Origin of the sequence: Hyalangium minutum (genome assembly GCF_000737315.1) — a bacterium.
GTDB classification, from domain to species: domain Bacteria; phylum Myxococcota; class Myxococcia; order Myxococcales; family Myxococcaceae; genus Hyalangium; species Hyalangium minutum.
The window spans coordinates 555036-580294 of record NZ_JMCB01000008.1 but is presented as its reverse complement, the minus strand read 5'-3'; the positions used below and the strand labels follow the sequence as shown (position 1 = coordinate 580294).

Annotated in this window: 21 protein-coding genes; 5 read left to right on the top strand and 16 right to left on the bottom strand. The window is 66.2% G+C overall.

Annotated elements, in window-relative coordinates; genetic code table 11:
• Positions 1–61: 61 nt before the first annotated feature.
• Both DB31_RS23685 and DB31_RS45110 read left to right on the top strand, forming a co-directional pair.
• Positions 62–1891 carry an MBL fold metallo-hydrolase gene (locus DB31_RS23685; protein WP_044191420.1) on the top strand — a complete coding sequence of 610 codons (1830 nt, stop codon included), beginning with the start codon at positions 62–64 and terminating at the stop codon, positions 1889–1891.
• 2 nt (positions 1892–1893) lie between these two features.
• Positions 1894–2799: an FkbM family methyltransferase gene (locus tag DB31_RS45110; RefSeq protein ID WP_052420181.1), complete on the top strand. Its 906-nt coding sequence runs from the start codon at positions 1894–1896 to the stop codon at positions 2797–2799.
• A gap of 42 nt (positions 2800–2841) precedes the next feature.
• Here DB31_RS45110 and DB31_RS23675 read toward each other — a convergent pair whose 3' ends face one another.
• Entirely contained in the window at positions 2842–3822 is a 981-nt protein-coding gene (locus DB31_RS23675; protein WP_240486843.1) for an alpha/beta fold hydrolase, read from the bottom strand.
• 157 nt (positions 3823–3979) lie between these two features.
• Between DB31_RS23675 and DB31_RS23670 the strand changes: the two genes are divergently transcribed.
• Both DB31_RS23670 and DB31_RS23665 read left to right on the top strand, forming a co-directional pair.
• Positions 3980–5659: a long-chain fatty acid--CoA ligase gene (locus DB31_RS23670; RefSeq protein ID WP_044191418.1), complete on the top strand. Its 1680-nt coding sequence runs from the start codon at positions 3980–3982 to the stop codon at positions 5657–5659.
• Between the two features lie 131 nt (positions 5660–5790).
• Positions 5791–6948 carry a serine hydrolase domain-containing protein gene (locus tag DB31_RS23665; RefSeq protein WP_044191570.1) on the top strand — a complete coding sequence of 386 codons (1158 nt, stop codon included), beginning with the start codon at positions 5791–5793 and terminating at the stop codon, positions 6946–6948.
• A 1-nt stretch (position 6949) separates the two neighbouring features.
• Here DB31_RS23665 and DB31_RS23660 read toward each other — a convergent pair whose 3' ends face one another.
• The 10 genes from DB31_RS23660 to DB31_RS23615 all read right to left on the bottom strand — a co-directional run bounded on the left by DB31_RS23660 (position 6950) and on the right by DB31_RS23615 (position 16887).
• On the bottom strand, positions 6950–7651 hold the full coding sequence (locus DB31_RS23660) for a hypothetical protein (protein ID WP_044191417.1): 702 nt from the start codon (positions 7649–7651) through the stop codon (positions 6950–6952).
• Complete coding sequence (locus DB31_RS23655; RefSeq protein ID WP_044191415.1) at positions 7648–9492, bottom strand: serine/threonine-protein kinase; 1845 nt, start codon at positions 9490–9492, stop codon at positions 7648–7650. The genes DB31_RS23660 and DB31_RS23655 overlap by 4 nt, the downstream gene beginning before the upstream one ends.
• Positions 9493–9540: 48 nt before the next feature.
• Positions 9541–10152, bottom strand: a complete 612-nt coding sequence (locus DB31_RS48035; protein ID WP_052420179.1) for a hypothetical protein — start codon at positions 10150–10152, stop codon at positions 9541–9543.
• A 5-nt stretch (positions 10153–10157) separates the two neighbouring features.
• Positions 10158–11894, bottom strand: a complete 1737-nt coding sequence (locus DB31_RS23645; protein ID WP_044191413.1) for a sigma 54-interacting transcriptional regulator — start codon at positions 11892–11894, stop codon at positions 10158–10160.
• A gap of 197 nt (positions 11895–12091) precedes the next feature.
• A complete protein-coding gene (locus DB31_RS23640; protein WP_044191411.1) occupies positions 12092–12643 on the bottom strand; it encodes an imm11 family protein in 552 nt (183 codons plus the stop codon).
• 20 nt (positions 12644–12663) lie between these two features.
• On the bottom strand, positions 12664–14019 hold the full coding sequence (locus DB31_RS23635; protein ID WP_044191410.1) for an AHH domain-containing protein: 1356 nt from the start codon (positions 14017–14019) through the stop codon (positions 12664–12666).
• A 506-nt stretch (positions 14020–14525) separates the two neighbouring features.
• Positions 14526–15215: a hypothetical protein gene (locus DB31_RS23630; RefSeq protein WP_044191408.1), complete on the bottom strand. Its 690-nt coding sequence runs from the start codon at positions 15213–15215 to the stop codon at positions 14526–14528.
• The gene (locus tag DB31_RS23625) at positions 15193–15408 is read right to left on the bottom strand and encodes a hypothetical protein (RefSeq protein WP_044191405.1); all 216 of its coding nucleotides are present in this window, start codon (positions 15406–15408) and stop codon (positions 15193–15195) included. Before DB31_RS23625 ends, DB31_RS23630 begins: the two co-directional genes overlap by 23 nt.
• A gap of 152 nt (positions 15409–15560) precedes the next feature.
• Complete coding sequence (locus DB31_RS23620; protein WP_075306160.1) at positions 15561–16439, bottom strand: sigma-70 family RNA polymerase sigma factor; 879 nt, start codon at positions 16437–16439, stop codon at positions 15561–15563.
• On the bottom strand, positions 16426–16887 hold the full coding sequence (locus DB31_RS23615; protein WP_044191403.1) for a carboxymuconolactone decarboxylase family protein: 462 nt from the start codon (positions 16885–16887) through the stop codon (positions 16426–16428). The genes DB31_RS23620 and DB31_RS23615 overlap by 14 nt, the downstream gene beginning before the upstream one ends.
• A gap of 116 nt (positions 16888–17003) precedes the next feature.
• Between DB31_RS23615 and DB31_RS23610 the strand changes: the two genes are divergently transcribed.
• Positions 17004–17615: a pyridoxamine 5'-phosphate oxidase family protein gene (locus DB31_RS23610; protein WP_044191401.1), complete on the top strand. Its 612-nt coding sequence runs from the start codon at positions 17004–17006 to the stop codon at positions 17613–17615.
• A gap of 777 nt (positions 17616–18392) precedes the next feature.
• Here the strand turns inward: DB31_RS23610 and DB31_RS49065 are convergent.
• From DB31_RS49065 to DB31_RS23595, 5 genes are all read right to left on the bottom strand, one after another.
• The gene (locus DB31_RS49065; RefSeq protein WP_157232123.1) at positions 18393–19223 is read right to left on the bottom strand and encodes a hypothetical protein; all 831 of its coding nucleotides are present in this window, start codon (positions 19221–19223) and stop codon (positions 18393–18395) included.
• Positions 19224–19226: 3 nt separating this feature from the next.
• Positions 19227–21413 carry an AAA family ATPase gene (locus tag DB31_RS46860; RefSeq protein WP_083968605.1) on the bottom strand — a complete coding sequence of 729 codons (2187 nt, stop codon included), beginning with the start codon at positions 21411–21413 and terminating at the stop codon, positions 19227–19229.
• Between the two features lie 1035 nt (positions 21414–22448).
• On the bottom strand, positions 22449–23591 hold the full coding sequence (locus tag DB31_RS23605; protein ID WP_044191399.1) for a glutathione-independent formaldehyde dehydrogenase: 1143 nt from the start codon (positions 23589–23591) through the stop codon (positions 22449–22451).
• A 300-nt stretch (positions 23592–23891) separates the two neighbouring features.
• A complete protein-coding gene (locus DB31_RS23600; protein WP_044191397.1) occupies positions 23892–24494 on the bottom strand; it encodes a DsbA family protein in 603 nt (200 codons plus the stop codon).
• On the bottom strand, positions 24491–25063 hold the full coding sequence (locus DB31_RS23595; protein ID WP_044191395.1) for a redoxin domain-containing protein: 573 nt from the start codon (positions 25061–25063) through the stop codon (positions 24491–24493). Before DB31_RS23595 ends, DB31_RS23600 begins: the two co-directional genes overlap by 4 nt.
• Positions 25064–25259: the final 196 nt, after the last annotated feature.

Below are 25259 nucleotides of genomic sequence, written 5' to 3'. Positions count from 1 at the left end.
CTGATCGGGCAGAATGTCATTGGGCGCTCATCAGGAGCGGGCGCCCGGGAGAGAGGGCGGCATGCGCATCTGCTTCTGGGGCACCCGTGGTTCCTTGCCAAAGCCTGGTCCCACCACCCTGCGCTATGGCGGTAACACCTCGTGCGTCGAGGTGCGTACCCCAGGCGGGGCGTGCATCGTGTTCGATTGTGGGACGGGAGCCCAAGCGCTCGGGCAGGAGCTCATGGCGGGGCCCAAGCCCGTTCGCGGGCACCTGTTCATCGGCCACACCCACTGGGACCACATCCAGGGATTGCCGTTCTTCTCGCCCCTGTTCGTCCCCGGTAACGAGTGGGACATCTACGCCCCCAAGGGCATGGAGGGCGAGCTCCAGCAGACGCTCGCCGGGCAGATGCAGTACACCTACTTCCCGGTCCCCCTGGACTCGCTGGGCGCCACGCTGCGCTACCACGAGCTGCTCGAGCAGACGGTGGCGGTGGAGGACGCGCTCATCACCAGCCGCTACCTCAACCACCCGGCGCTCACGCTGGGCTACCGCGTGGAGGTGGGCGGGGCGACGTTCGCCTATGTCACCGACCATGAGCCCCATGGCCGCACCCAGGCTTGTGGGCGCGGCCAGGCGGAAGGCTGGCACCACCCGGAGGACAGCCGGCACCTGGAGTTCATCCGCGGCGTGGACCTGCTGGTGCACGACGCGCAGTACACGGCGGCCGAGTACCCCAGCAAGATCGGCTGGGGACACAGCACCGTGGAGTACCTGGTCGACATCGCCTGCGACGCGGGGGTGAAGCGCCTGGGGCTGTTCCACCACGACCCGATGCGCACGGACGAGCAGTTGGACCGGGTGGTGGAGATGGCCCAGGAGCGGGCGGCGCGGCTGGGCAGTCCGCTGGAGATCTTCGCCGCCGCCGAGCGGGAGAGCATCGAGCTGGCGGGGCGGGCCTCGCGGAGGATGCGCGCGGTGGGGGCTCGCCCGAACCTGACGCCCGTGCCACTGCCGGCCGAGCTGTCCCCCCCCACCCGCGGGCAGCGCGTGGCGCTGGCGATCCGCCATGAGCCCACGGCCCGGCTGGTGCGCGAGGCGCTCGCGGAGGACGGGCTGGTGGCCACCGAGATCGGCAAGCTGTCGGAGCTCCCGCTGCTCGCGGAAGAGCACCCGGCGCTCGTGATTATCGAGCACGGTCCTGGCGCGCAGGACGGGATGGAGTACTGCCGCGAGCTGCGCGCCATGACGCAGTACGATCTGCATGACGTGCCCATCGTCCTCGTGGTGGATGCGACGCACCCGGAGGATCTGGCCCGGGGCTATTTGACGGGAGTTACGGACTGGCTGGTCCGGCCCTTCAACCCCGCGCATGTGCGCACCAAGGCGCGCGCCTGGATGCTCCGCTCGCGCCTGCGCTGGAGCCCGGCGGATCTGCCGGCCAACGAGATCGATCGCATTGCGGCGCTGGAGGAGCTGGACGTCTTGAGAGCGGGGCGGGAGGAGCGCTTCGATCGGATCGCCCGCATCGCGGCCCGGGTGCTGGACGTGCCCGTGTCGGCGGTGAACCTCATCAACCGGGACCAGCAGGTGTGCAAGGGGATGAACTGCGAGGGGCCGGACATCCTCCCGCGGGCCATCTCCCTGTGCGCGCACACGATCCTGGGCCGGGACGTGATGGTCATCCCGGACTCGCGGGAGGACGAGCGCTTCGGAGACAACCTGCTCTTCACCAAGTACCACTACCGCTTCTACGCCGGTGTTCCCCTCCGGACGTCCCAGGGCCACGCCGTGGGCACCCTGTGCCTCTTCGACAGCCGCCCTCGGCACCTGCAGCCCGAGGATCACCAGGCCCTGGAAGACCTGGCGGTCATCGCCCAGCGCGAGCTGCAGGAAATTCGCGACTGAGCATGCAGCCCCATCCCTGGTACGAAGACGCGCAGTTGCTCCGAACGCTCCCGCTCCACCTGAGCGTGTATGGCGCGTACCTGCGGCGGATGATCGACCCGGAGACGCAGTTGGCGCGGGGAGGCTCGTTCCTGCTGCGGCGGATGCAGGACCTCATCCGATGGCGAGGCCTGCCGCGAGAGCAGGCGTTCCGAGTGGACGGGCTGACCGTACACGTGGACCTGCTCGACAACCGGTGGCTCTGGGTGCTGGGCGAACTGCAGGGGAGGGGCGCGGAGGCGCAGCTCATCGAGCGGACGCTCGGGCCCGGCGGGATGATGCTGGACATTGGCGCCAACCACGGCAGCTACACGCTCCTGGCGGGCCGGCGCGTGGGCCCCACGGGGCGCGTGGTGGCCTTCGAGCCGCAGCCCCTGCTCGCGCGGCTGCTGCGCCAGTCTCTGGCGTCCAATGGGATGCGGCAGGGGACTGTGCACGAGCTGGCACTCGGAGAGCAGGCTGGCGCGTCGACCTTCTTCATTCCGGCGGCGGGGTCTGGCTCGGGCGGGCTGCACGCGGCCTTCTCCGCGCAAGGGCGGCATGAGCGCTTGGAGGTCCGTGTGGCTCGGCTCGACGAGCTTCTCCCGGAGCCCATCCCTCGGGAGAACGCGCTGGTGAAGATGGACTGCGAGGGCGGCGAGCTCGGGGCCCTGCGCGGGGGACGGCGGGCGCTGTCATCGCTTCCGCCCCTGTTGCTCGAGCTGAACGCCCAGGCTGCTACTGCTGCGGGCTCCTCGCTGGCCGAGCTTCGCGACGAGCTGCAGACCATCGGCTACCGCCACTGTGCCGAGCTGTCCGCGCCGTCGCGCTCCGAGCCGCTGGCAACCCTGCCGCTCCAGCCCCTGCGCAACGTGGTGGTGCTGGCCTGAGGGAGCTGGCGCTCCGAAGAGCCCCGACATTCCCCCCGATGTCTACGAGGCGAGGGCCTCGCGCGCTGCCTCCGAGCGCTCCAGGGTGGGCAGCGCGTCCGGACGATCCCAGATGACGAAGTGGCTGCAGCCGTCCAACTTCACCACGTTCAGCGCGGGGCCCGCCTTCTGGGCGCTCTCCAGCATGGAGTGGGTGTCCAGCACCCGGTCCTTCCCCGGCACCAGCACCGTGCCCCGCGCGAGGTTCTGGTAGAGCGACACGTCGCGCGCCTTCATCCAGGAGTCGAGCTCCTTCAGGTTGGCCGCCATGGTGGCCACGCGCTTCGGGTTGAACGGGAAGGCCGTGATGAGCTCGCGCTTCCGAGTGTTCTCCAGCGGGCCCCAGGCGCCCCGGTTGCGCCGCGAGATGGGCTCCCGCTGCCACAGGGGCAGCACGAACGGCAGGAACCAGCGCTGCGTGGCGGTCGTGGGCACATAGGGGCGCGCCTGCGGGAGCACGGGCGCCTCGAGCACCACTTCCACCTGCTTGAACAGGTCCGGCCGCAGGGCCGCCGCCTCCAGGATGACGGCGCCGCCTCGCGAGTGCCCATGGACGCGGATGCGCTGGGTCCTCGGCAGGTGCTCCAAGGCCTGCACCAGCACGGCGGCGTCGTAGGCGATGGAGCCCTCCTCCTGGGTGGGCACCTTCACCCACGGAGCTGTCTTGTACCGAGGCTGGGTGATGGGCAGGTGGTAGTCGCAGCTTGTCAGCAGGATGAGCTGCAGGTCCGGGTCGCGGTAGTGGTCCGTGAAGTAGCGCAGGTCACCCACGAACCCGTGCATGCCGATGACGGTGGCGCGCGGGTTCTCGCAGCGGCGCTCGGCGATGGCCGCCTTGCCCACGGTGTAGACGTCGCCATCGAAGGACTCGGGCGGGGGCGGGGGGCCCTCCCGGTACAGCAGCCACTGCCGCAGGCCCAGCACGGTGGCGACGAGGACAGCGAGCACTCCAAGAAGCAGGGACATGCGTTGGCGGCGTAGCATGAGCGCCTCGATGCTGCGAGCAAGACCCGGCAGGTCATGACGCTCTGGGTCATATGCTTTGTTGCTCGCCCGCTGAATGGAGGGGTGCTGAGCTTCACCCAACCCTGGAGCCCCGCTACGCTCCGAGGCTCCGATTCCCAGCCCAGGAGACGCGTCGATGGAGAAGGTGTGGCTGAAGCATTACCCCCAGGGTGTGCCGAGCGAGATCAACCCCAGCGAGTACCCCTCCCTCGTGCACCTGCTGGAGGAGTCCTTCCGGAAGAATGCCTCCCGCCGCGCCTTCGTCTGCATGGACAAGGCGCTGACCTACGCTGAGTTGGACCGGCTGTCCCGCCAGCTCGGAGCGTGGCTGCAGTCGCGCGGGCTGGCACCGAAGTCCCGGGTCGCCCTGATGATGCCCAACATCCTGCAGTACCCGGTCGCCCTGGCCGCGGTGCTGCGCGCGGGCTACATCGTGGTCAACGTCAACCCGCTCTACACCCCTCGCGAGCTCGAGCACCAACTGAAGGACAGCGGCGCCGAGGCCATCATCATCCTCGAGAACTTCGCCAGCACCCTCCAGAAGGTGTTGGACAAGGCGCCGGTCAAGCACGTGGTGGTGGCCACCATGGGTGACTTGCTGGGCACCGTGAAGGGGACGATCGTCAACTTCGTCGTCCGCCGCGTGAAGAAGCTGGTGCCGGAGTGGTCCCTGCCGGGCAGCACCTCGTTCAGCGCGGCGCTGGCGGAGGGCCAGAGACTCACGCTCAAGCCGGCGGAGCTGAAGCCGGACGACGTGGCCTTCCTCCAGTACACGGGGGGCACCACGGGCGTGTCCAAGGGGGCCACGCTGCTGCACCGCAACGTGGTGGCCAACGTGCTCCAGTCCGAGGCGTGGATGCAGCCCTCGCTGCGCAAGGGCGCGCCCATCGATCAGATCATCATGGTGACGGCGCTGCCGCTGTACCACATCTTCGCGCTCACGGTGTGCTGCCTGCTCGTCATGCGCAGCGGCGGGATGGCCCTGCTCATCCCCAATGCGCGCGACATTGCCGGCCTGCTGAAGGACCTCCGCAAGTGGAAGGTCCACATGCTGCCGGCGGTGAACACGCTCTACAACGCGATGCTCAACCACCCAGACTTCGACAAGGTGGACTTCTCCGATCTGCGCGTGGCGAACGGCGGTGGCATGGCGGTGCAGGAGGCCGTGGCCCGCAAGTGGCTGGAGCGCACGAAGTGCCCCATCGTGGAGGGGTATGGGCTCTCGGAGACCTCTCCGTCGGTGACTTGCAACCCGACCGACACGGACATCTTCACGGGCACCATCGGACTGCCGCTGCCGTCCACCGAGCTCGAGCTGCGCGACGATGACGGCAAGTCGGTGCCGCTGGGCCAGCCCGGAGAGATCTGCGTCCGCGGCCCGCAGGTGATGGCGGGCTACTGGAACCGGCCGGATGAGACGGCGCGGGTGATGACCTCGGATGGTTTTCTGAAGACGGGCGACGTCGGCGTCATGGACGAGCGCGGCTACACGAAGATCGTGGACCGCAAGAAGGACATGATCCTGGTGTCCGGCTTCAACGTGTACCCGAACGAGCTCGAGGGCGTGGTGATGGAGTGTCCGGGAGTGCTGGAGGTCGCGGCGGTAGGCGTACCAGACGAGCACTCGGGCGAGGTGGTCAAGCTGTTCATCGTCAAGAAGGACCCGGCGCTGACCGAGGAGGCCGTGCGCGAGTTCTGCAAGGAGCGGCTGACCGGCTACAAGCGCCCGAAGCACATCGAGTTCCGCACGGACCTGCCCAAGACGAACGTGGGCAAGATCCTGCGCCGCGAGCTGCGGGAGAAGAAGTCAGCATGAGCAGGGTCAGCCGCAGGAGTGTGTTACAGGGCGCCGCAGCGCTGGGTGCGGCGACGGCGTTGGGCTGCAGCCGGACGGAAGTGCTGAACCCAGAGCCCCAGGGTGGGCTCTCCAAGGAGGGAGTCGAGCGCATGCATTCCGTGATGGCGGCCCATGTGGAGCGGGGAGAGCTGCCGGGCGTCGTGACGCTGCTGGCTCGGGGCGACGAGGTGCGCGCGGATGCGATCGGCACGCTGGCCTTTGGGAACTCGGCCCCGATGCGGCGCGACACGATCTTCCGGATCGCCTCGCTGACGAAGCCGATCTCAGGCGCTGCGGCGATGATCCTGGTGGAGGAGGGGAAGCTCCGCCTCGACGAGCCGGTGGACCGATTGTTGCCGGAGCTTGCCAACCGACGGGTGCTCAAGCGCCTCGATGGGCCTGTGGATGACACCGTGCCCGCGAACCGCCCGATCCTCGTCAGTGATCTCCTGACGGTGCGCATGGGCACGGGGGCGATCATGGCGCAGGGCCAGTATCCGATCGTCCAGGCGATGACGGAGCAGGGCGTTGCGGTCGGTCCGTGGTTGCCCAAGGCGCCGAGCATGGACGCGTGGATCCGCAGCCTGGGCTCCCTGCCGCTGATGCGTCAGCCGGGCGAGGCCTGGATGTATGACACGGGCATGACCGTGCTGGGCGTGCTGCTCTCGCGCGCTGCGGGCCAGCCGCTCGAGGCCTTCATGCGAGAGCGCATCTTCGAGCCGCTGGGCATGAAGGACACCGGCTTCAGTGTCCCGGCTGAGAAGCTCGACCGGCTGTGCACCGCCTACTTCCGGACTCCCGGTGCGGAGAAGTTCGAGGTCTTCGATCCCGCGGGTACGGAGAGCCAGTTCAGCCGCCCACCGGGCATGCCGTCCGCGTCCGGTGGCCTCGTCTCCACGGCCGACGACTACCTCGCCTTCGCGCGGATGATGCTGAACAAGGGCGCGTATGGCGGGAAGCGCCTCCTGTCGGAGCGCTCGGTGGAGCTGATGACCACCGACCACATCACTCCCGAGCAGAAGGCCGTGTCGCCTTTCTCCACCGGCTTCTGGGACAAGCGCGGCTGGGGTTATGCGCTCTCCATCGTGAAGCAGCACGAGCCTGGGGATCCCCGTGGCTTTGGCTGGGACGGCGGGTACGGGACCTCGTGCTACTGGGATCCCCAGACCGGGCTCATTGGCGTGCTGATGACGCAGCGACTGATGGACTCTCCGAATCCACCCGCCGCCTTCGTGGACTTCTGGCGCTCGGCCTATGAGGCCCTCTGACTCAGGGCGTGAAGACGAGCCCGTCGAGGACACCGTAGGTATAGAGGGCCGCGAAGGCGTAGGCCGACACGAGGTAGGACGTGTTGAGCCTGCGGGCCGTCCGCGCATCCGAGGCGCTGTACAGCCCGTCCCGTCCCCGCAGCGACAGCGCCGTGCTCAGCGAGACCGCGGAGACTGTGAGGCACGTCCCCTGAGTCACCGCGAGCATGGTGCCCTTCGTCCGCTGGCCGTGCTGGAAGTGGCCGACGCCGAATGGCATCAGGTACCAGCTCTTTGAGGGAATGGGAGGGGAAGCCTGGGCGGAAGGTGGCGCCTGGACTGGAGGAGGGGAGGGCACGAGGATCGGACGGCGGCGCTCGGCGGCCAGCGCGGCGATGCGCTCGCGGTGCATCGTGCGCACGCGCTCCACGAAGGTGATGAAGTCCGGTGGGTACAGCAGGGGATCCAGCTTCGTGTCGCGGCTCGCGGCGAGTCCCAGCACGGCCTCGTGCTCCGCTCGGGAGGTGTCTTCCTGGGCGTGGTACGTGGCGGCCAGCAGCAGGTGGGCCTCGGACTCCAGGGCTTCACCGTCGAGCCGAAGAGGGTAGAGGAGCGCCTCCAGCTCGGTGCGCGCCTGCGCCAGCTCGCCAGACTGGTACGCCGCCCGGGCCGGGTCCAGCGGAGAGGCGGCTGCGAGCACCATGGCCACGATGAGGCCCGTCATGGAGTCCCCTCCAGCATCACCTCGATGCGCTTGCCAGCCACCGCGTCCACCTCGCGCTGCAGGGGCGGCACTCCCGGCAGGCGGGCCGAGATGACATGCCGTCCGTGCTCGACATACACGGGGCCCGGCAGTGGCGCGATGCCCGTCTCCACTCCGTCGATGAAGACGCGGGCGCCCGAGGGCGCGGTGATGATCACCTCGGCCTTGTACACCCGGAGCGCCACCTCCCGGGTCACCGTCTCCCCTGCGGCCACCTGGAGGACTTCCTCCATCGGTTCACACAGCGGGTTGACGAGGCGCAGGCGGTGCTCTCCCGGAGAGAGGTTCACCTCGCGCACGCGGGGCGTGTAGCCCCGGCTCAGGCCGTCCACGAACACCTCGGCCCAGGGGCGCACCGTCAGCTTCAGAGTCGCGGGCCTCGCGGGCTCTTGCTCCTGGGAGACTGAGGGAGCGGGGAGCTGGGGAGGCGCTGGAGAAGGGGACGAGGCAGGCGCCTCACGCGGAGCCGGGGCTCGAGTTGCCGAGGCGCTCTTCTTCTTGGGCTCCGGGCGCGGAGCCACTCGGTCAGGCTCGGGCGCGGGAGGAGCCGCTTCCTGGGCCGTCGCCGGTGGAGGGCTGGGGACGGTGGGACGGTTCTCCGGGCGGGGCTCCGTGCTTCGCGTCTCCTGAGCGCGCTGCTCGGGTTGAGCGATGGGCTGGGGCTCAGGCGGATTCGCGAGCCACCGGTTCGCGGCCCACGCCAGTGCTCCCGTGACCACGAGGGAGGCCGCCAGTGCCGAGCCCACCGCGACCACCTTCTTCCTCCGAGACTTCGGACGGTGGCGCAGCAGCGCGGCGACCTCGGGCGAGTCCGGCCGGAGCGCCAGCGCTCCATTGAGCAACTTCGCGGCCTTGGCTCCCTGTCCTTCCTCCAGCAGCGCGCGGGCTTCGCTCAACAACTGCTGGAAGCGGGCTTCGCGCCGACGCGCGCTGTAGCTCTGAGGATCCTGGAAGAACGCCCGGGACTCCTCGGCCGGAGGCCCGGCGATGCGGCCCACCACCTCTTCCAGCAGTGGCGCGAGCTCGCCTCCGTGGGCAGGGCGATCTCGCGGATCCCTCGCGAGGCAGCGCGAGACCAGGGCGCTCAGCGGCTCGGGCGTTCCCGGGACGAGCTCGCTCAAGGGCGGCACATCCTTCGTGAGCACTGAGGCCGCCAGGTGCGCAGCCCCTTTTCCTCCATGCGGCGTGGTGCCCGTGCACAGCTCGAAGAGCATGACGCCCACCGCGTACACGTCCGAGGCCGGTGAGAAGGCGCCGGTGTCGATGCGCTCGGGAGCCATGTACGGCAGCGAGCCCGTGATGGCGCCGGTGCTCGTCAGCCGCTCCTGATCCGCCAGCGCGGCGATGCCGAAGTCCGCCAGCTTCAGCGGGCCGCCCCGGGCCACCAGCACGTTCTCCGGCTTCACGTCCCGGTGCACGATTCCCCGTGCATGGGCCTCGCCGAGCGCCTGGGCCAGCGCCCAGCCCAGCACCGCCGCGGACTCGGGAGGCACGGGGGCGAGCCGCTGGGACAGCTCCCGCAGGCTCTCGCCCTGCACCCACTCGCACACCAGGAAGGGGCCGCGCGCCGAGTCCTCGCCGAAGTCGTGGATCTCCAACACGTAGGGGTGCTTGAGCGAGGCCACCAGCGCGGCCTCCCGGCGGAAGCGCTCAGTCCGGCGCGCGTCTCCGCCCGGGTGCATCACCTTCACCGCCACCCGGCGCGCCAGCCGCAAGTCCGTGGCCAGGAAGACCGTGGCCATACCTCCGCGTCCCAGCTCCTGCTCCAACTGGTAGCGGCCGGCCAGCAGTTCACCCGTCATCCCGGGCGCATTCTAGAGCCGGGCTCCCAGGGAGCAACCTCCGCCGCCTCACAGCTTGCAGGCTCTCTTGTTCGTGGAGCCCACTTGCTCGCACACTCCCACTTCGCCTCTGGGGCAGTCCTGGTCGAACACGCATGGCAGGCGGCAGAGCTCCTGTCCTCCGGTGTTCACGCAGAAGCCACAGCCGCATTCCATGGAGTCCGAGCAGGGGCGCCCCACTGTCTCCGGCGGGGCCGTGCACTTCGCCACGCAGAACTTGTCCGGGCTGCACTGGTAGCCGACCGGACAATACGGGTCCAGGGTGCAGTACTTCACGCAGACGTTGCGCAGGGCGCTGCAGGTTGCAGTCCACGGACACTCGTAGCTTTCGTAGCACCTCTCGCCAAGCCGAGACCCGAGCTCGCACTGCTGTGTCCTCTCGCCGCAGCGCCAGTCCTCCGGGCACTCCGTGTCGGCGGCACACTTCTTCACGCCTCCATCTATTCCCCCATCCGTCCCTGCATCCCCGGTGCCCGAGGAGGGCGTGCACAGGCCAGACGCGCACACCTCGTTGTCGCCGCAAGAGGAGGCGTCCTCGCAACGGACCTGGATGTCGAGCGGACACCCGAGCCACACCGTGCTCAGGAGCGTGGCAATGAGGAGGAAGGTGCGCCGGTGCATGGGGCTCATTCTCCCTCACCCAGGTAGCGGAACAACGAGCGCAGTCCGATGCCGAGCGCCTGTGCCGCCTCCTTCTTGCTCCCGCCGCTGCGGGCGATGGCCTCGCGCACATAGCGGAGCACGAAGGCGTCACGGGCCTCGTCCAGTGGCTGCAGCGGCGTCTGCTCTCCGCCGAGCTCCAGGTCCGCCGGGCCGATGAGCTCTCCCGAGGCCAGGATCGCCGCGCGCCGCACCCGCGACACCAACTCGCGCACGTTGCCGGGGAAGGGGTGGCCTCGTAGGGCCTCGGTGGCCTTCTGGGTGAAGCCCTTCGCGCGGCGCCCCTCCTGGGTCAGCACATGGTGGGCGATGAGCAGCACGTCATCGCCGCGCTCGCGCAGGGGCGGCACCTCCACGCGCACCTCCTCCAGCCGGAAGAGGAGGTCCTCCCGGAAGAGGCCCTGCTGCACCAGCGACTTGAGTGGCTTGTGCGTGGCCGAGATGATGCGCATGTCCACCTTGCGCGGGTGGTTCTCGCCGAGCCGGGTGACTTCGCGCTCCTGCACCACCCGCAGCAGCCGGGACTGAAGCGAGCGCGGCATGTCGCCGATCTCGTCCAGGAAGAGCGTGCCTCCGTCCGCCGCCTCCACCAGTCCGGGCCGATCCGCCCCCGCGCCCGAGAAGGCGCCGCGTGCGTGGCCGAACAGCTCGCGCTCGATGAGCGACTCGGGAAGCGCTGCGCAGTTGATGGCCACGAGACGCCCGCGCCGTCCGCTGCGCCGGTGAAGCGCCCGGGCCACGCCCTCCTTGCCTGTGCCAGTCTCTCCTTGAATGAGCACGTTGAGCGCGGTGGGCCCCAGGCGCTCCACCTGCCGGTACAGCTCGCTCATGGGGCGGGACTCGCCGATGAGCCCCTCGAAGGTGGCCGCCTGGATCCGCTGCGTGAGGTTGTCCACCTGCGCGCGCAGGTCCGTCAGCTCGCGCGAGGTGGCCAGCAGCAGCGCCGCCAGCGCGGAGAGGGCCATGGCCTCCTCCAGCTCCACGGCGGAGAAGGGAGGGCTGCCCGCGCGCCGTCCGAGGTACACGGCCGAGAGCGGCGCAGGCCCCGCGCGGAGGGGGATCACCAGCGCGGAGGTGAGGCGCAGGGCCACGACGCTCGGAGCGCTCGCGAGCGCCTGATCCACTGCCACGTCCGGCACCAGCACGGGCGCTCCCGAGGCCACCACCCGATCCACCAGGCTGTCCACCACGGCCGCGTCGGGCACTGGGCCGGTGGCGCACAGCACCTGGCGGCGCGCCCCTTCCGCCGACACCAGGAAGCCCACGTCCGCGCCGGCCGCCTCCGCCAGCCCGCGCATGGCCGTCTCCAGCAGCTCCGGGGCAGGGCGCTGCAACAGCAGCCGGGAGGCAAAGCCCGCCAGCACCGAGAGCACTCGTCCGGAGGAAGCGGCTCTGGAGGGAGGACTCGCGGGAACCTGCGTCTCCTCGGGAGCGAGCAGGGTGAGCGTGGCGCTGCCCAAGGAGAAGGAGTCGCCGGGGGCGAGCCTGGCCAGCTCCACGCGCTTGCCGCGCACGCGCACGTCACAGCCAGGGCCGGCGGGAGACACGGACCAACCCTGAGCGTCGCGGAACAGCAGGGCGTGGCTGGCCTTCACCCCGGAGGCGCGGAGGACGACGTCACAGGCGGAGTCGGTGCCCACGGACGCCACCGGCTTGTCCAGGGTGGTGCGGCGGCCATCCGGCAGAACCAGGAGGAAGGACATGAGGGCGCGAGAGCCCCAGCTTACTTCAGGTCCAGGCTCACCTGAGCGTGCGAGCCTTGGAGTCCGCCACGGAGATGGGCTCGGGCGGGAGTCCTCAAACACCTCCCCCTCTCATTAGAACCCGTGAAGCTTTTCTGGGTTGGAGGCGGCGGGAATCGAACCCACGCCGGGCGGTGCGAAAACCGCAGGTGAGCGAATTAGACCTCCTCGAACCTCGTGCCGGTAGCGGCCATGCGATCCAAGGCCTCCTTGATCTCCCCAGAGACGATCAGCGGGCCCGGCCACCCCTCGCACCGGAACACCTTGGCGCTTCCGACCTTGGACTTGTCGATGCGCAGTGCGTACATGATGGAATACCGCCTGACTGGATCAGGCTCCCCCGGGCGGCTGAACCGCGAAGCATTCTCGTCGATACAGGGGATGAGACGTGTGGCCACGAGGATGAGGTACTGATCCGGTTGGCCGTCCACATCCACGGGGATCAGTTGCACGTCGTCCGGGGCCAGTTCCGCGAAGATGGACGCAACTCGGACATGGACCACCGGGATGCGGATGCCCGCTTCTGTGAAGTCCAGCGGCTTGCCTGCGATCTCGACGGGGATTCTCAGGCGTTCTTTGACATGAACGGGTACCCCGATCCTGAACTGTCCGTCGTCCACTTGCTTAGTGTGACTGTCCGTCGGCATGTCAAGGTGCCATCGGTGCGGGACATTCACATCGTCGGCGAGTTCGAAGAAACGCTGGGACATGGGCTCCGTATGTAGCGCGGCTACTGCCGGGTGACGAGTTGGTTCAGCTCTGTTCCCGGGGTTGCGATGTCCTGAGCCAGATCCTTGAGGGCCTCCATCAGCTTCGCCCGGCACGTGACGACGCTGCGACAGGTCCGCGTCGCGTCATCCAGTGCATTGAAGACTATCTGGTGATACCGCTCGGGGTGCGGGCCGTAATGCCCCTGCAGAGGCATCTTGTTCGCAGGATTCTCCATCGACATTCCCGCCTTGGCGAAGACCTTCCGGAACCGCGGTGTCCACGCGCCCCCGCGTGCGGTGGACGTGTCGTTGCAGATGGTGGCGATGTGGTGCGTCTCGACACAAGGAGCCTTGCCGCCACTGCCCCGCGCCGCCATCGCCACCGCGTTCGCGGGAAGCGTGATACTCACGCCCTCGGCAGCCACCGCGATCTCCTGCACAGCCCCCAGCGCGGGCAGCGAGAATCCTGCCTGCCCCTCGGCCTGCATGGCCACCTGAGCCGAGCCGGGCAGCGTCGGCACCTTCGCCGCGAACAGCTGCGCCGTGGAGCCAATCGCCGCAACCAGCAGCATGGCGAACGCGCGCGCCGCCTCTCGCCCGATGATCTTCCCGAACCTCTCGCCCGCCTCGCGGAGCTGCTCGAAGGTGGTCGCGGCCTCTGCCGCCTCCGTCAACTCAGCCCAGCCCGTCACGAGGTTGTGGAGCGTGTCATAGCCCACATACAGGAGCAGCCCCACGCCCAGCACAGCCACCAGCCCAGGCGCCACGGGAGTCAGGGCCATGATCAGCAGCATCGAACCCAACGTCCACAGGGCCGCGCTGATGAGCGCGCGGAACTCCACCATCTCCCCGAGCGCCTTTTTCATCTCGTCCAGCACCGGGCTCTTGCTCATGGCCAGCGCCCAAACGTAGCGGCCTTGCATGTCCAGGTAGCGCCCTGCCACCAGCGCGCCCCCAAGACAATCTCCATAGAAGTTGTATGCGCTCTGGCACCAGAGCCGATAGCGCTCCGCCAGCTCCAAGTCTTCTTTCGTCAACGTGCCGTCCCAGGACTCACCGGGCCCATCTGGCGCCATCTTCTTTTCCCGCATCAGGTAGTGGTAGTAGCCGCTCTGCGGGCCCATTTGAAAAGCCCGCTCCGCCGTTTGGCGCGGCGTGCCTGTCAGCCGCACCTCGCGCGCAAGGCGCCTCACCGCCTGCTGGAATTCCTCTTCCTCCAGTTCCACCGGGTGCAGGTCAGCGGTGCGGGGCACGTGGACGACGGCCATACCCTGGCCGATGTCTTCCACGACGGGGACCCGAGGGACGCTGGCGCACCCCACCAACAACGCAAGGAACAGCGCTTCGGCCTTCCAGAGCATCCGCCATGGCAGCATGTGTCACCCGCTCTTGCGAGGAGGGGATCAGGGTAGAGGGCAGACACGGAGAAGAGGAGGAGCCACCGGGTGGTACTGTCCTTCACCTCCGGGCACCCTGCGGGGGCGGCCTCGCGCCCGAGGCTGACGGCTGGACACTCGCCACGTCCCTGCGCCCCCCACGTAGCGCCGCGCTGCGGACTGGCGCAGGATGGCCAGTCGATATCCGTGAGGACTCCGCCGGAGTTCCAGCGGTGCTCCGCGCTGCCTCCATCGGACGCGTGACCGTCACGCTGTCCCGTGACGCTGCGTGATGGTGAAGCACCTGGGCCTGGCCACGGCAGGTGAGAGGCTGGCGCCGGCGCGAGGGCCCCATAAGGCAGCGGGGTGTTGAGGCGCTCAAGACACCCCACAGGCCTCGGCGCCTGCCACGCACCTGAAGGGAGAGCACTCAGTCCCCTGGGCGGGGCCGGGTTAGCTGGCAGGGTCCCCCTTGCCGTGATGCCGAAAGGCGTTGAGCACCCTGCTCAAGTGGGAGTCTCGCGAGGAGCTGCCAGTGGGCCCTTCCCGCCAGGATCCCACACGTACTGCTCGGAGGGCGTCAGTTTCATGTTCGTGAAGCCATGCCGTTTGACGAACCAGGCGAAGCGCTCGGAGGAGAGGAGGCTGCCCTGCTCTCCTCGAGGGCGGAACAGCTCCTCGCCCTGCCAGGTGCCGGGTTCCAGGGCGAGACCGTGGATGGCGTCGACTCCTGTGGAGCGGCACTCGGAGCATGTGACGGGGGAGGTGCGGCGGAGCCGGCTGTGTGCCTCATCCACCGCGCCGCGGCCGAAGCAGGCGGTGACAGCGAAGTAGGGGGGCACGGCAGCGGGCCTGGGGCCTTTGCGCTTCCTCCGGACGCTCACCACCTCGACAGGGTGGAAGCCCTGAAGCCCCGACAATCCTTCTGCTCTGAAGGATTCGGCCATGCGCTCGGAGAGGAGGAAGTCATAGCCAGGGCCCTTCACGAAGTCACCGAGGGCCTGGCCAGAGAGTGCCAGCACGACGCGGTATGGTGGCAGCCACGACAGCATGCCCATGGGCTCACCGCACTGTGGGCACTGAGGGGCATCTCCTCGGTGGACAGGCTCCGCTTTCTCGAACTGGGTGTCGTACGGCCCCCGGATGTCATCCTCCAGCACGAAGAAGCGCGGATCACTTGGCGGGTCCGAAGCCATGGGGGAACCTCTTGAGCATGTCGGGGCGGTTGTAGATCTCGTGTAGTTCCTTCATGAACTGCTCCGCAGTTGCATTGCGGTTGCGTTCAAGCCAGGTGACGACCTCCGCATCTACGTTGCGGTGCCACTCCTGGTCGCGGCCTGGAGCAGCACAGCCGGTTCCGAGGAGCAGCAGGAAGAAGAGGAGGGGCATCGGGAGTGCCCACTGTACTCCGGGGAGGATGATGCCGGAGCGTCCCCAGCTCTCTCGAACCGCTACCGCTGGAATCCCACAGGCGGCCAAGTCTCACCAGTGAGACTTTTGTAACCTTCGCGCGCGAGTTCTTCGCCGCGCGCTGAAGCCTCCTAGGACGACTCGCCCACCACCGCGCGCCGGATGCCCTTCAGCTTGTCGGGGTTGCGCGTGACGTAGAGGGCGACGATCCGGCCGTCCTCGATGGCAAACGCCGTGGTCTGCAGCATTCCATCCGGATCCATCGTGACGTACGCGGGCAGGCCGTCGATGGTGCCCTCGTGCACGAGCTGCGCCGAGCCCACGGCTGGAATGCGCCACACCCCTTCGAAGAAGCGCACCAGCTTCTCCCGGCCGTAGATGGGATTGAGGACCGCCTTCACCTTGCCGCCGCCGTCGGCGTACAGGATGGCGTCCTGGGCCAGCAGGGCCTGGAGCGCCTGCGTGTCGCCGCTCCGGGACGCGGCATGGAACGCCGAGGCCAGCTCGTGGCCCTTCGCCTCCGTCACGGGGAAGCGGGGCCGGGCCTCCTGCACATGGTCCCGCGCCCGGCTGGCGAGCTGGCGGCACGCCGCGGGAGCGCGGTCGAGCGCCTTCGCCACCTGCTCGAAGTCCATGCCGAACACGTCGTGCAGGAGGAACGCGGCGCGCTCCAGCGGGGACAGGCGCTCCAGGGCCATCATCAGGGTCAGCGTCAAGTCATCGCCCTCCACTGTCTCGAGGATGGGCTCTGGAAGCCAGGTCCCCACGTACTCCTCGCGCCGCACGCGCGCGGACTTCAGGACGTCCAGGCACAGGCGCGTCACCGTGCGGACGAGCACGGCCTCGGCGTCCCGCACGACGTCGCGGTTCGTCTGGTGCCAACGCAGATACGCCTCCTGCACCACGTCCTCCGCCTCCGCGACGATGCCCAGCATCCGGTACGCGATGCGGAGCAGCCGGGGGCGGAGCGGGTCGAAGACGTCCGCAGGATTTGAATCAGGCGGCTTCACTGCGAGCGGTCACCGGGTGGATGGACCGGAAGCCGATGGCGAACCGGTTCCAGGAGTTGATGACACCAATCATGAGGGTCAGCTTCACGATCTCCTCTTCGGTGAAGTGCGGCTTGAGCGCAGCGTAGTCCTCATCCGGGGCATGTGTCGTGGAGACGAGCGTCAGGGCCTCGGTCCAGCCCAGGGCCGCCCGCTCGCGGTCGGTGTACAGCGGCGACTCACGCCAGCCGTCCAGAAGGTAGATGCGCTCCTCGGTCTCCCCATGTGCGCGGGCGTCGCGGGTGTGCATGTGGATGCAGAAGGCGCAGCCATTGAGCTGGGACGAGCGGATCTTGACGAGCTCGCGGAGGCTCGGCTCCAGCCCCAGGGCCTCCACCTTCTTGCTGAAATCCAACATGAGGTTGACGGCGTCCGGCGCGACCGCGAAGGCATTCATCCGGGGCTTCATGTGCAGGTCCTCGTTCTGGGGGGCGAAGTGCCCTTCCATTCCCAGGACGACGCAGCCGATGCCGCGTGTGACATGGCCATTTTAAAGGCCTAAAAGGACCCAGGAGGCGCCCTCGGATGAAGACCGTGAACGATGTGGAGACGCTCGAACGCCTGTACGGGGTTCCCGGGAAGTCGTCCGTGCTCAAGGAGGTGGACCACCTCCACCCCGCATACCGGCCCTTCATCGAGCGATCGCCGTTCATGGTCCTCGCCACGTCCGGCCCTGGAGGGCTGGATGCCTCGCCGCGAGGAGACCCCGCCGGGTTCGTGGTCATCGAGGACACGCGCACGCTGCTGCTGCCCGATCGCCGAGGCAACAACCGCATGGACTCGCTGCGGAACATCCTGGCGGATCCGCGCGTCGCGCTGCTGTTCTTCGTCCCGGGCGTGAACGAAACCCTGCGTGTCAACGGCCGGGCGAGCATCGTCATCGAGCCGTCCATGCTGGAGCGCTTCACCTTCGATGGGAAGGCGCCGCGCTCCGTGCTGCGCATCACCGTGGAGACGGTCTACTTCCAATGCAGCCGCGCGTTGGTCCGCTCCAGGCTTTGGGACCCGGCCCGGCACGTCACCCGCGCCGAGTTCCCAAGCCCCGGCTCCATCCTCGAGGCGCTGAGCCCGGATAACTTCGACGGCGGCGAGTACGACCGCGAGTTGCCCGGCCGGGTGAAGGCGACGCTGTACTGAGCATCAAGCGCCCGCGTCGAACACCGTGCCCCAGCTCCACGCCGCTCCGGCCAGAGACGCCGGAGTCACGAGGCCCAAGAGAAAGCCCAGCAACCCGGTGAGATTGCGAGGCCTCTCGGGAGGGAGGCGGCGGGAATCGAACCCGCATTAAGGCGGAAGCAAAACCCCAAGCAGGTCGCGCTGTTACCGGCTAATGCCTTGATCTCACAGTGGATCGTTCCTCCGCTCCGTCCCGTCTCGTCCCGTTCCATTCCCCGCTGGAGGGTTACACCGGGGGCACATGCGGCCCAACAGGGGCAATCCTCCCGCTCTGCTCCCGCCCGCTACGCCCAAGAGGGCTCCTGTCCTTCCTATGCACTGAGCCCTGCACGGCCCTCACGCGTCGCTCCCAACTCCGTGAGAATTCCCCGTCGGCCGGTTTTCACTCCGTGACGCTGTGGACCAGCGCCTCCAGAGACGAGGTGGGCTGAGCCGGGACGCCCGCTTCTCCATCATCAAGTTTGCTGGGCTTCTCAGAATGGAGGCGGTGGGAATCGAACCCTCAGCAAGGCACACTGGAGGCACATGCGTCCGGGGAGTGCGTGGCCACTTATCCCGTCTATGCGTTGACGATGATCTCTCAAATGCCCAACTGGCGAGCAATCTGTTTGTGCATCAGGCTTTTCTTCGTGGAAGGCCTGATAACGGCCTGCGTCAATTGCTCCAGCATAAGGGCCACCACTTACACCTGTTAAGATCTGCCTCGCCTATCGTGGCAACCGCACCCCAGGGTAGGTGCTAGGGGATAGCGAACCGTTTCTCAAGCTGCTTCCACTTCATAGCAGTCTCCTGTTCAAAGATGGCGCGGATCATTCCAGAGTGAACATTTTCCTTTCTTCCCATAAGGAAAAAGTCTTTGAGCGTGAGGTCATACTCGGGAGTCGTCGGCAAACACGTCGTCAACTTCTTGAGGAGATAGTAGGCCCGTTGTGCTTTTTCATGTCTATCGAGAGTAAGACTGGGGCGATCTAGCCCGCATGTTCTGATAGTCTCGAAACCGTAACGGCTACCTTTATAGGGAATGATTGCACCTGTAATGATGAATTGAAGGTGCCTCACTGGATCTGGACCAAAGAAAGGGTTTAGCAGTAGGGGTTTCTCTTTACTACGCGGCAAAGGAGGAAGTTTGCGGCGCTTGGCACGTACCGGAAAGAACGAGAGTTTCCATTGCTGATTACACACAAGGCATGCCAGTACGTAGTTCTTCCATTCGTAGACTAGCCACCAGTAGCCTCTGCGCGAAAGGAGCTTCTTTTTTCTCCCTTTGACTTTAGATAGCCCAGGAATCTCTTGACCCCATTTGGTACGGTCATCATGGAGTGCCCACACTTCTCCCTTAGGGTAGAAGTGATCGACGTCTCCATGTTGGGAGCCAGTAACGCGTACTTCACAGTAGCCACATTTTCCATGTGAGGCGACTGCGATGTTCCGCTTGTACTTGCTCCAAATATCCTCAAACTTCCATTTGCCCGGCTTCTTTTTCTTGAAGTGAGATTGAACTCGATCCTTGTGTGCCTTGACCGAAGCATCAAAACCTCTTGGCTTAGAGGGACGCGGGAAGCGGTCCATGACTCAAGGAGCCTTTTCCGACAGAGCTTGACGAATTCCTTCACGAAGCCTTGTTCGTTCATCTGGGGTCAGCGGAGTTGATGTGCTGGCCATGAGTTGTGCTGCGACGCTCAGCGCCATGCGGTCAAGAGATGTATCGGCAAAAGTGCTAAGGCGACTTTGCAGTTCGTTGCTCAATTGCTCAAGTTGGAGTTGCTCCGTTGCGCTGAGTCTTCGTCGCGCGAGTAGGCTCTGGTGTTTCTCCATAAGAGCCAACGTGTCTGCATCGAGAGTTGAACTCAAACCGAACCATTGGCCAGTCAGGAGTTGATCCACACGCAAGCCAGGCGGCACGTCCAATTGAATGGCTCGCACCCTTTTCGACTCTGGTTCCCGATCAAGGTGGTAGACCTCGCCTGATTCCAAGCCTCTTAGACAAAGCGGATCATGAGTAGTTGTAATGAATCGGACCCGAGGAAAAACTCGCCTTAAACTGCGCACAATACGTATTTTCCAAGTTGGGTGGAGGTGAACCTCAAGTTCATCAAGTAGTACCGTTCCTGCTACATGCTCCAGTGCAAAGCCGCCTCGTGAGAGGTTCACCATGATATGAGTGGCTAGTGCAACAATGGACTGGTAGCCATCGCTCAGTTCGTGCAGAGGAATCCGGGAACCCGACATCTCTATGAGCAGGCGGCCATTCTGACGGATGACGCGGTCCTCATCATCTAGAGAGAGGAGATCTTTGAGTGAGCGGGCCAGAAGGTCAAAGCCGCTATCTAAGAGTTGGCTAGTATCGGCAAGCCACTTCTCTGCATCGCCGAGCAGAGTTCTTGGGTGGAAAAGATTATCAACGCGCACGCTACGCGGTCGTTCGAGACGTGCAGTGCCCGGCGAGAGGAGCCTGGTTGAACCATAAGCAAGCAATGGAGAGTGTGCTCTGCCTCCTTGCTGCCGAAATGTACGAGACCGTCGACTGAAAGAAATTCTGACGGACTCACCATTGTCAAAGCGCACAAATACGACACCGGTGGAACTGCGCGAGCGCTGGTTGAGCACTGAAGAGGCATCAGGAATGAGACGGTTTCGAGTTGGCTCATCTACGAGGGCTAGAGCGACCGCTTTGAGGACACTGCTCTTCCCGACACCGTTCGGGCCAATTAGCATCAGCCATGGTTCGCGGCGTATGTCAGGGTCTTCTGTCTCGCTAGGCGAAGCTATTGCTGTCATCTCGTCGTCTACAAGGAAATCTCGATGCTCTAGACGAGGAAAGTCAAGTGCAAGGGAGTCGATGCCGCGGAAGTTCTCTATTTCTATTCGCGAGATCCACCCTGTTCGGAGCGATTCAGCTGCTTTTTCCAGCTTTCGAGGGATTTGATGCCCTCGCCTGATTTTCTTCTGTGCCGGAGGGACTTCCGTATGGAGAGCATCTCCTCGCAGGCGATGGAGAACGTGCCTAAGTGCCTGCCGCGCAACGGCTGCATAGGGAGCGCTGCTGTGCGTATAGCTTAAAAGCCTATCTCGAAGTCCAGCCTCAAGCCGATCATCGCCTGACACGCTTGTCTGCCTCTGGCTAGATATCCAGAGGCCGAGTTCCTGTGTGATGCGAGCATAATGATCCCGTCTCATGTGGACAAGACTAGGGCGATTGAGCTGCAGCACTTCAATGGTTACCTTGGCGTGTTCATCAAGAGGCTCTACTTGACCATTGGGCTGAAAGGCGAAGGATTGTTCGGGCTCGTCGTTGCAAGGATCGATAAGCAACCGGCCTTCTGACTCAAGTGCTTGTCCAAAGCTCTCGGGAACAGCCCGTTGGTGGCGCACCGGAAAAAGGTTGCGCTTGTATCGATTGCACTCAAGGCATGCCAGATAGAGATTGTCCCAAGTGGCCATCAGCCACCAATAGTGGATGGGCGAAATCTTCCTATCAAGGTTTGCAGCATCCATCCTCGGACGAAAGTGATCCACTGCGGTACTTCCTGTGGCTGCGACACTCGATTCACAATAGGCGCACTTGCCGTGGAATAGTTCGATTAGAGCAGGTCGCACCACATTCTTTAGGTTGACGAATTGGCCGAAGATGGCGGGGCGGCTTTGGCTCCTGAGGCTATCTGGATTGTTGAAAAAAAGCCGTGACTTATCGAGAAGAGATTGAGCCGCCGCGAAAAACTTCGGTGGAGGAGAGACGCGACTGCGGTCCACATGGATCATAAGAGCAATATACCCGCCCTATGGTCTATTGAGTAGCTGATGCTTTTCTAGGGCATCAAGGCACTGTTGGGTTGGCAAGATGGCGCCGTCTAATCCCGTGAGGAATCCGGGCGCCTGATCAACGTGCGCCGGACGGCTTGGTGTGGCGTGGGGGCTGCCCAAGGGGACGAGAAAGGAGCGTGGACCTGCCCGGGTCGGCTGCGGAAGCACTCTACGGCGCACCTAAAAATAGCCGCCGTTCGATAATGAAGTACGCGCACCTGTCGCCCGAGGCGCTCCCTCAAGCAGGGGCGGAGCCGGGGCTTACGGAAGAGAGCCCCGCCTTTGCCGCGACGGGGGAGGAGCCGAGGAAGGAGCGCACACCCCGTTTGAACTGGGCCGGGTTGCTGAAAAGGAGGTTCGCCCTGGAAGTGTTGGCGTGCTTGAGGTGTGGAGGCAGGCTTAAGGGTGTTGGCGTCTGTGAAGGGAGCAGGAGGGGTGAGAGCGATAGTGGAGCACCTGGGGTTGCCCCCGGCGAGTGAGCACCTGGCCCCTGCGCGAGGGCCGCCCCAGAGCGCGTGGTGTTGAAGCTCAAGCCGCCCCAGCCAGCCAAGAGAGCCAGGCACCTGCCGCGCCCCTCCTGGGAAGGCGGCTGGGGTAGGCGTGTACCTCAAAGTGGCTGCGCGGCCTCTCCACCGGCTTGGCACACAGCCCACATGTCCCCCTCTGCGGTCGTCCTCGGCCCTCCTCGGCCCCTCTGCACCAGCCCTCACCCTCAGCACAGCTCCTATCTGTCTTAGAACCTGGAATCTGTAGAGCCAGCGCGTGTCCAGGCTCGCATGCTGGCTCGGTAGAAGCCCGCCAGGATGGCGGCCCCGCAGCCCTTGGCGTTCAGCGCCCCGGCAGAAGTAAGGCCCCCACTGGGGTGCGCTCCACCCTCAACATGGCTTCTATCCCGCCTAGAAGCGGCTCGTCGGGCTGGTCGCCGAACGCGCGGTTCGCGAGGCCCTGGGGGCCCATCAAGCGGCCCCTTCCTTCCCTCGCCTTAGCGCCGGCTCATGCGGCCGGCTGCAGGACGACCTTGGTCCATCCCCTGTCGCGCTTGTCGAAGTGCAGGTAGCCGTCCGGCGCCTTGTCGAGCGGGAGCGTGTGCGAGACGATCCACGAGGGCTTCACCTTGTCCAGGTGGATGAGCTCGCGCAGCTGGCGGTTGTAGGCCTTCACGTTGCACTGGCCGGTCGCCACGCGCTGCCCCTTGAACCAGAGCATGCCCCAGTCGAAGACGATTTCACCCTGCCTGGCCAGGGGGTCCGGGCCGCCGGGGTCATTGGGGATGAAGACGCCCACCACGCCGATGCCGCCGGTGAACTTCACCGCCTTCACCAGGTTGTTCATCGTCAGGTTGGGGTGCTCCCTCCCCTGCGGGTCGTGCGCCTGGTAGCCCACGCACTCGCAGCCGCGGTCGGCGCCCTTGCCGTGGGTGAGCTCCTTCACCCGCTCGACGGGGTCCACCTTCGAGTAGTCGATGGGGATGGCGCCAATCTTCTCGGCAAGAGCGAGCCGGTCCGGATGGCAGTCGACGACCATCACCTTGCTCGCGCTCTTGATGGTGGCGGAGAGCGCGGCCATCTGTCCCACGGGCCCTCCACCGAAGATGACGACGGATTCGCCCGGCATGAGCCCGGCGAGCTCGGTGACGTGGTAGCCGGTGGGGAAGATGTCGGCGAGCATCACGTAGTCGAGCTGCTTCTCCTCGGCGTCCTCTGGCAGCCGCAGGCAGTTGAAGTCGGCCCAGGGCACGCGCAGGTACTCGGCCTGCCCGCCATTGTAGGGCCCCATGTCTGCGAAGCCGTAGGCGGCGCCGGCCGTCCCCGACGGGTTGGCGTTGAGGCAGAAGGCGGTCAGGCCGTGCTCGCAGTTCTCGCAGTGGCCACAGCTGACGTTGAAGGGAACGGCCACCCAGTCGCCCACCTTCAGCTTGTCCACCGCCGAGCCGACCTCGACCACCTCTCCGAGGTTCTCGTGCCCGAGCACCCGGCCCGACTCCATGTCGGTGCGGCCTTCGTACATGTGCAGGTCGGAGCCGCAGATGTTGGTACTGCGAATGCGCACCACTACATCGGTGGGCCGCTCAATCTTCGCGTCCGGCACTTCTTTCACACTGACCTTGCGCGGTCCCTCGTAGACGAGTGCCTTCATGGTGTCTCCCTGTGCATGGCATTGCAGTAGTCCTCGACAAGCCTTGGCAGGAACGCACGTCATGACAACCCGCCTCACAGAGGGAGCCGGACGCGCGGCGGGAGGGGGACCGACGCACTGCAGGGCCTGCCCTGGTGTCTGCTGCCTGCGGACTCGTGCAGGAGGATGGGCAGCGTCCCGTCGTCGGGGCCGTCGTGCGGCGGGGAGCCGCGGCCCATGTACCGCTGGTCCGCGCGCTTCACGCTCGCGCTCGCCCCCGAGGACTCTCGTTGCGATGCCGTCACGGGGCCCCTGCGCCCCCTACATGCGCGAATGGGGCCGGCCCATGCGCGGCACGCGACCGCCTTCCCAGGGAAGCCCCGTCATCGGCTCGATGTCGGGCCCCATCCGCTGCTCGATGGCGGCGAGCAGCGCTTCGGCCGTGTAGGCGCCGTTGTGGCGCTCCCCGTTGATGAAAAAGGTCGGGGTACCGTTCACGCCACTGCGCACGCCCTCGATGAAGTCGCGCTGGACCTTCGGCAGGCAGCGGTGCTCCTGGAGGTCGCGAGTGAAGCGGCCCATGTCGAGCCCCAGGTCGGCCGCGTACGTCAGCAGCGCGGGAGCCTCCAGGTTCTGCTGGTTCTGGAAGAGCATGTCGTGCATCTCCCAGAACTTTCCCTGCGCGCCGGCGGTCTCCGCGGCCTCCGCGGCCAGCAGCGCGTGCGGGTGGAGCTGGGTGAGGGGGAAGTGGCGGGAGACGAAGCGGACCCGATCTCCGACAGCGCTCTCAAGCCGCTTCAGCTCCCAGAAGGCGCGCCCACAGAAGGGACACTCGAAGTCGCCGTACTCCAGGAGGGTGACGGGGGCATCGGCCGGCCCCCGCGCCCAGTCATTGGCGTCCACGCCTCTACGAAGTCTGCTCATGGCCGGGCCTCCGGCTGAAGTGGCTGCTGCTGTGGCTGGAAGGTGGGGAACTCCATCTGCTTGCCGGTCAGCCGCTCGAGCGCGTCGATGACGCCGTCCGCGCCGGGGTTGAGCTCGATGGGCGAGACGTAGCTCCAGTAGATGACGCCCTTGCCGTCGATAACGTAGAGCGCCCGCTCGCAGATGCCGACGTCCTCCCGGTAGATGTTGTAGCGGCGCGAGACCTCTCCCTTCGGATGGAAGTCGGAGAGGAGCGGAATCTGGATGTGGAGCTCCTTGGCGAAGGCGATGTGGCTCCAGAGGGAGTCGCACGAGATGCCGAACACCTTCGCGCCGAACTGGCCGAACACGGGCATCAGCTCGTTGAAGAGCCCCAGCTCGTTGGTGCAGACAGGGGTGAAGTCCCCCGGGTAGAAGACGAGGACGGCGGGGGAGCCCTTCTGGTCCGAGAGCTTGACCCGTCGCCCATCAGGGGTGGATAGAAGGTCCAGCTCGGGTGCGAGCGTACCGGCTGGCAGACCGTGCGCAAGGACGCCCGAAGCTGGAGGAGGAGGAGCGAGTGTGGCCATGGGGAGAATCCTCTTTCGCCACAACATTGGCCACGCCGGGGGCCAGCGCCCACCCCTCTGCCATGAGGAGAGGAGGAGGTGCGCGCTCCCCCTCTCCCCGGCCCCCTCACGAAGGAGAGGGAGGCGCGGCTCACCAAGGCGCTCTTCCGGGATGCGCACCTCGCGGATCTCGTGGCAACCTCCCCCCTGCATCCTC

Coding starts and splice junctions, on each gene's coding strand:
- DB31_RS23685 (WP_044191420.1), top strand. CDS start 62: ATGCGCATCTGCTTCTGGGGCACCCGTGGTTCCTTGCCAAAGCCTGGT.
- DB31_RS23665 (WP_044191570.1), top strand. CDS start 5,791: ATGCATTCCGTGATGGCGGCCCATGTGGAGCGGGGAGAGCTGCCGGGC.
- DB31_RS23660 (WP_044191417.1), bottom strand. CDS start 7,651: ATGACGGGCCTCATCGTGGCCATGGTGCTCGCAGCCGCCTCTCCGCTG.
- DB31_RS23595 (WP_044191395.1), bottom strand. CDS start 25,063: ATGGCCACACTCGCTCCTCCTCCTCCAGCTTCGGGCGTCCTTGCGCAC.
- DB31_RS45110 (WP_052420181.1), top strand. CDS start 1,894: ATGCAGCCCCATCCCTGGTACGAAGACGCGCAGTTGCTCCGAACGCTC.
- DB31_RS23615 (WP_044191403.1), bottom strand. CDS start 16,887: ATGAAGCCCCGGATGAATGCCTTCGCGGTCGCGCCGGACGCCGTCAAC.
- DB31_RS46860 (WP_083968605.1), bottom strand. CDS start 21,413: ATGATCCATGTGGACCGCAGTCGCGTCTCTCCTCCACCGAAGTTTTTC.
- DB31_RS23630 (WP_044191408.1), bottom strand. CDS start 15,215: ATGGCTTCGGACCCGCCAAGTGATCCGCGCTTCTTCGTGCTGGAGGAT.
- DB31_RS23600 (WP_044191397.1), bottom strand. CDS start 24,494: ATGAGCAGACTTCGTAGAGGCGTGGACGCCAATGACTGGGCGCGGGGG.
- DB31_RS49065 (WP_157232123.1), bottom strand. CDS start 19,223: ATGGACCGCTTCCCGCGTCCCTCTAAGCCAAGAGGTTTTGATGCTTCG.
- DB31_RS23625 (WP_044191405.1), bottom strand. CDS start 15,408: ATGCCCCTCCTCTTCTTCCTGCTGCTCCTCGGAACCGGCTGTGCTGCT.
- DB31_RS48035 (WP_052420179.1), bottom strand. CDS start 10,152: ATGCACCGGCGCACCTTCCTCCTCATTGCCACGCTCCTGAGCACGGTG.
- DB31_RS23635 (WP_044191410.1), bottom strand. CDS start 14,019: ATGCTGCCATGGCGGATGCTCTGGAAGGCCGAAGCGCTGTTCCTTGCG.
- DB31_RS23605 (WP_044191399.1), bottom strand. CDS start 23,591: ATGAAGGCACTCGTCTACGAGGGACCGCGCAAGGTCAGTGTGAAAGAA.
- DB31_RS23655 (WP_044191415.1), bottom strand. CDS start 9,492: ATGACGGGTGAACTGCTGGCCGGCCGCTACCAGTTGGAGCAGGAGCTG.
- DB31_RS23675 (WP_240486843.1), bottom strand. CDS start 3,822: ATGCTACGCCGCCAACGCATGTCCCTGCTTCTTGGAGTGCTCGCTGTC.
- DB31_RS23610 (WP_044191401.1), top strand. CDS start 17,004: ATGAAGACCGTGAACGATGTGGAGACGCTCGAACGCCTGTACGGGGTT.
- DB31_RS23670 (WP_044191418.1), top strand. CDS start 3,980: ATGGAGAAGGTGTGGCTGAAGCATTACCCCCAGGGTGTGCCGAGCGAG.
- DB31_RS23640 (WP_044191411.1), bottom strand. CDS start 12,643: ATGTCCCAGCGTTTCTTCGAACTCGCCGACGATGTGAATGTCCCGCAC.
- DB31_RS23645 (WP_044191413.1), bottom strand. CDS start 11,894: ATGTCCTTCCTCCTGGTTCTGCCGGATGGCCGCCGCACCACCCTGGAC.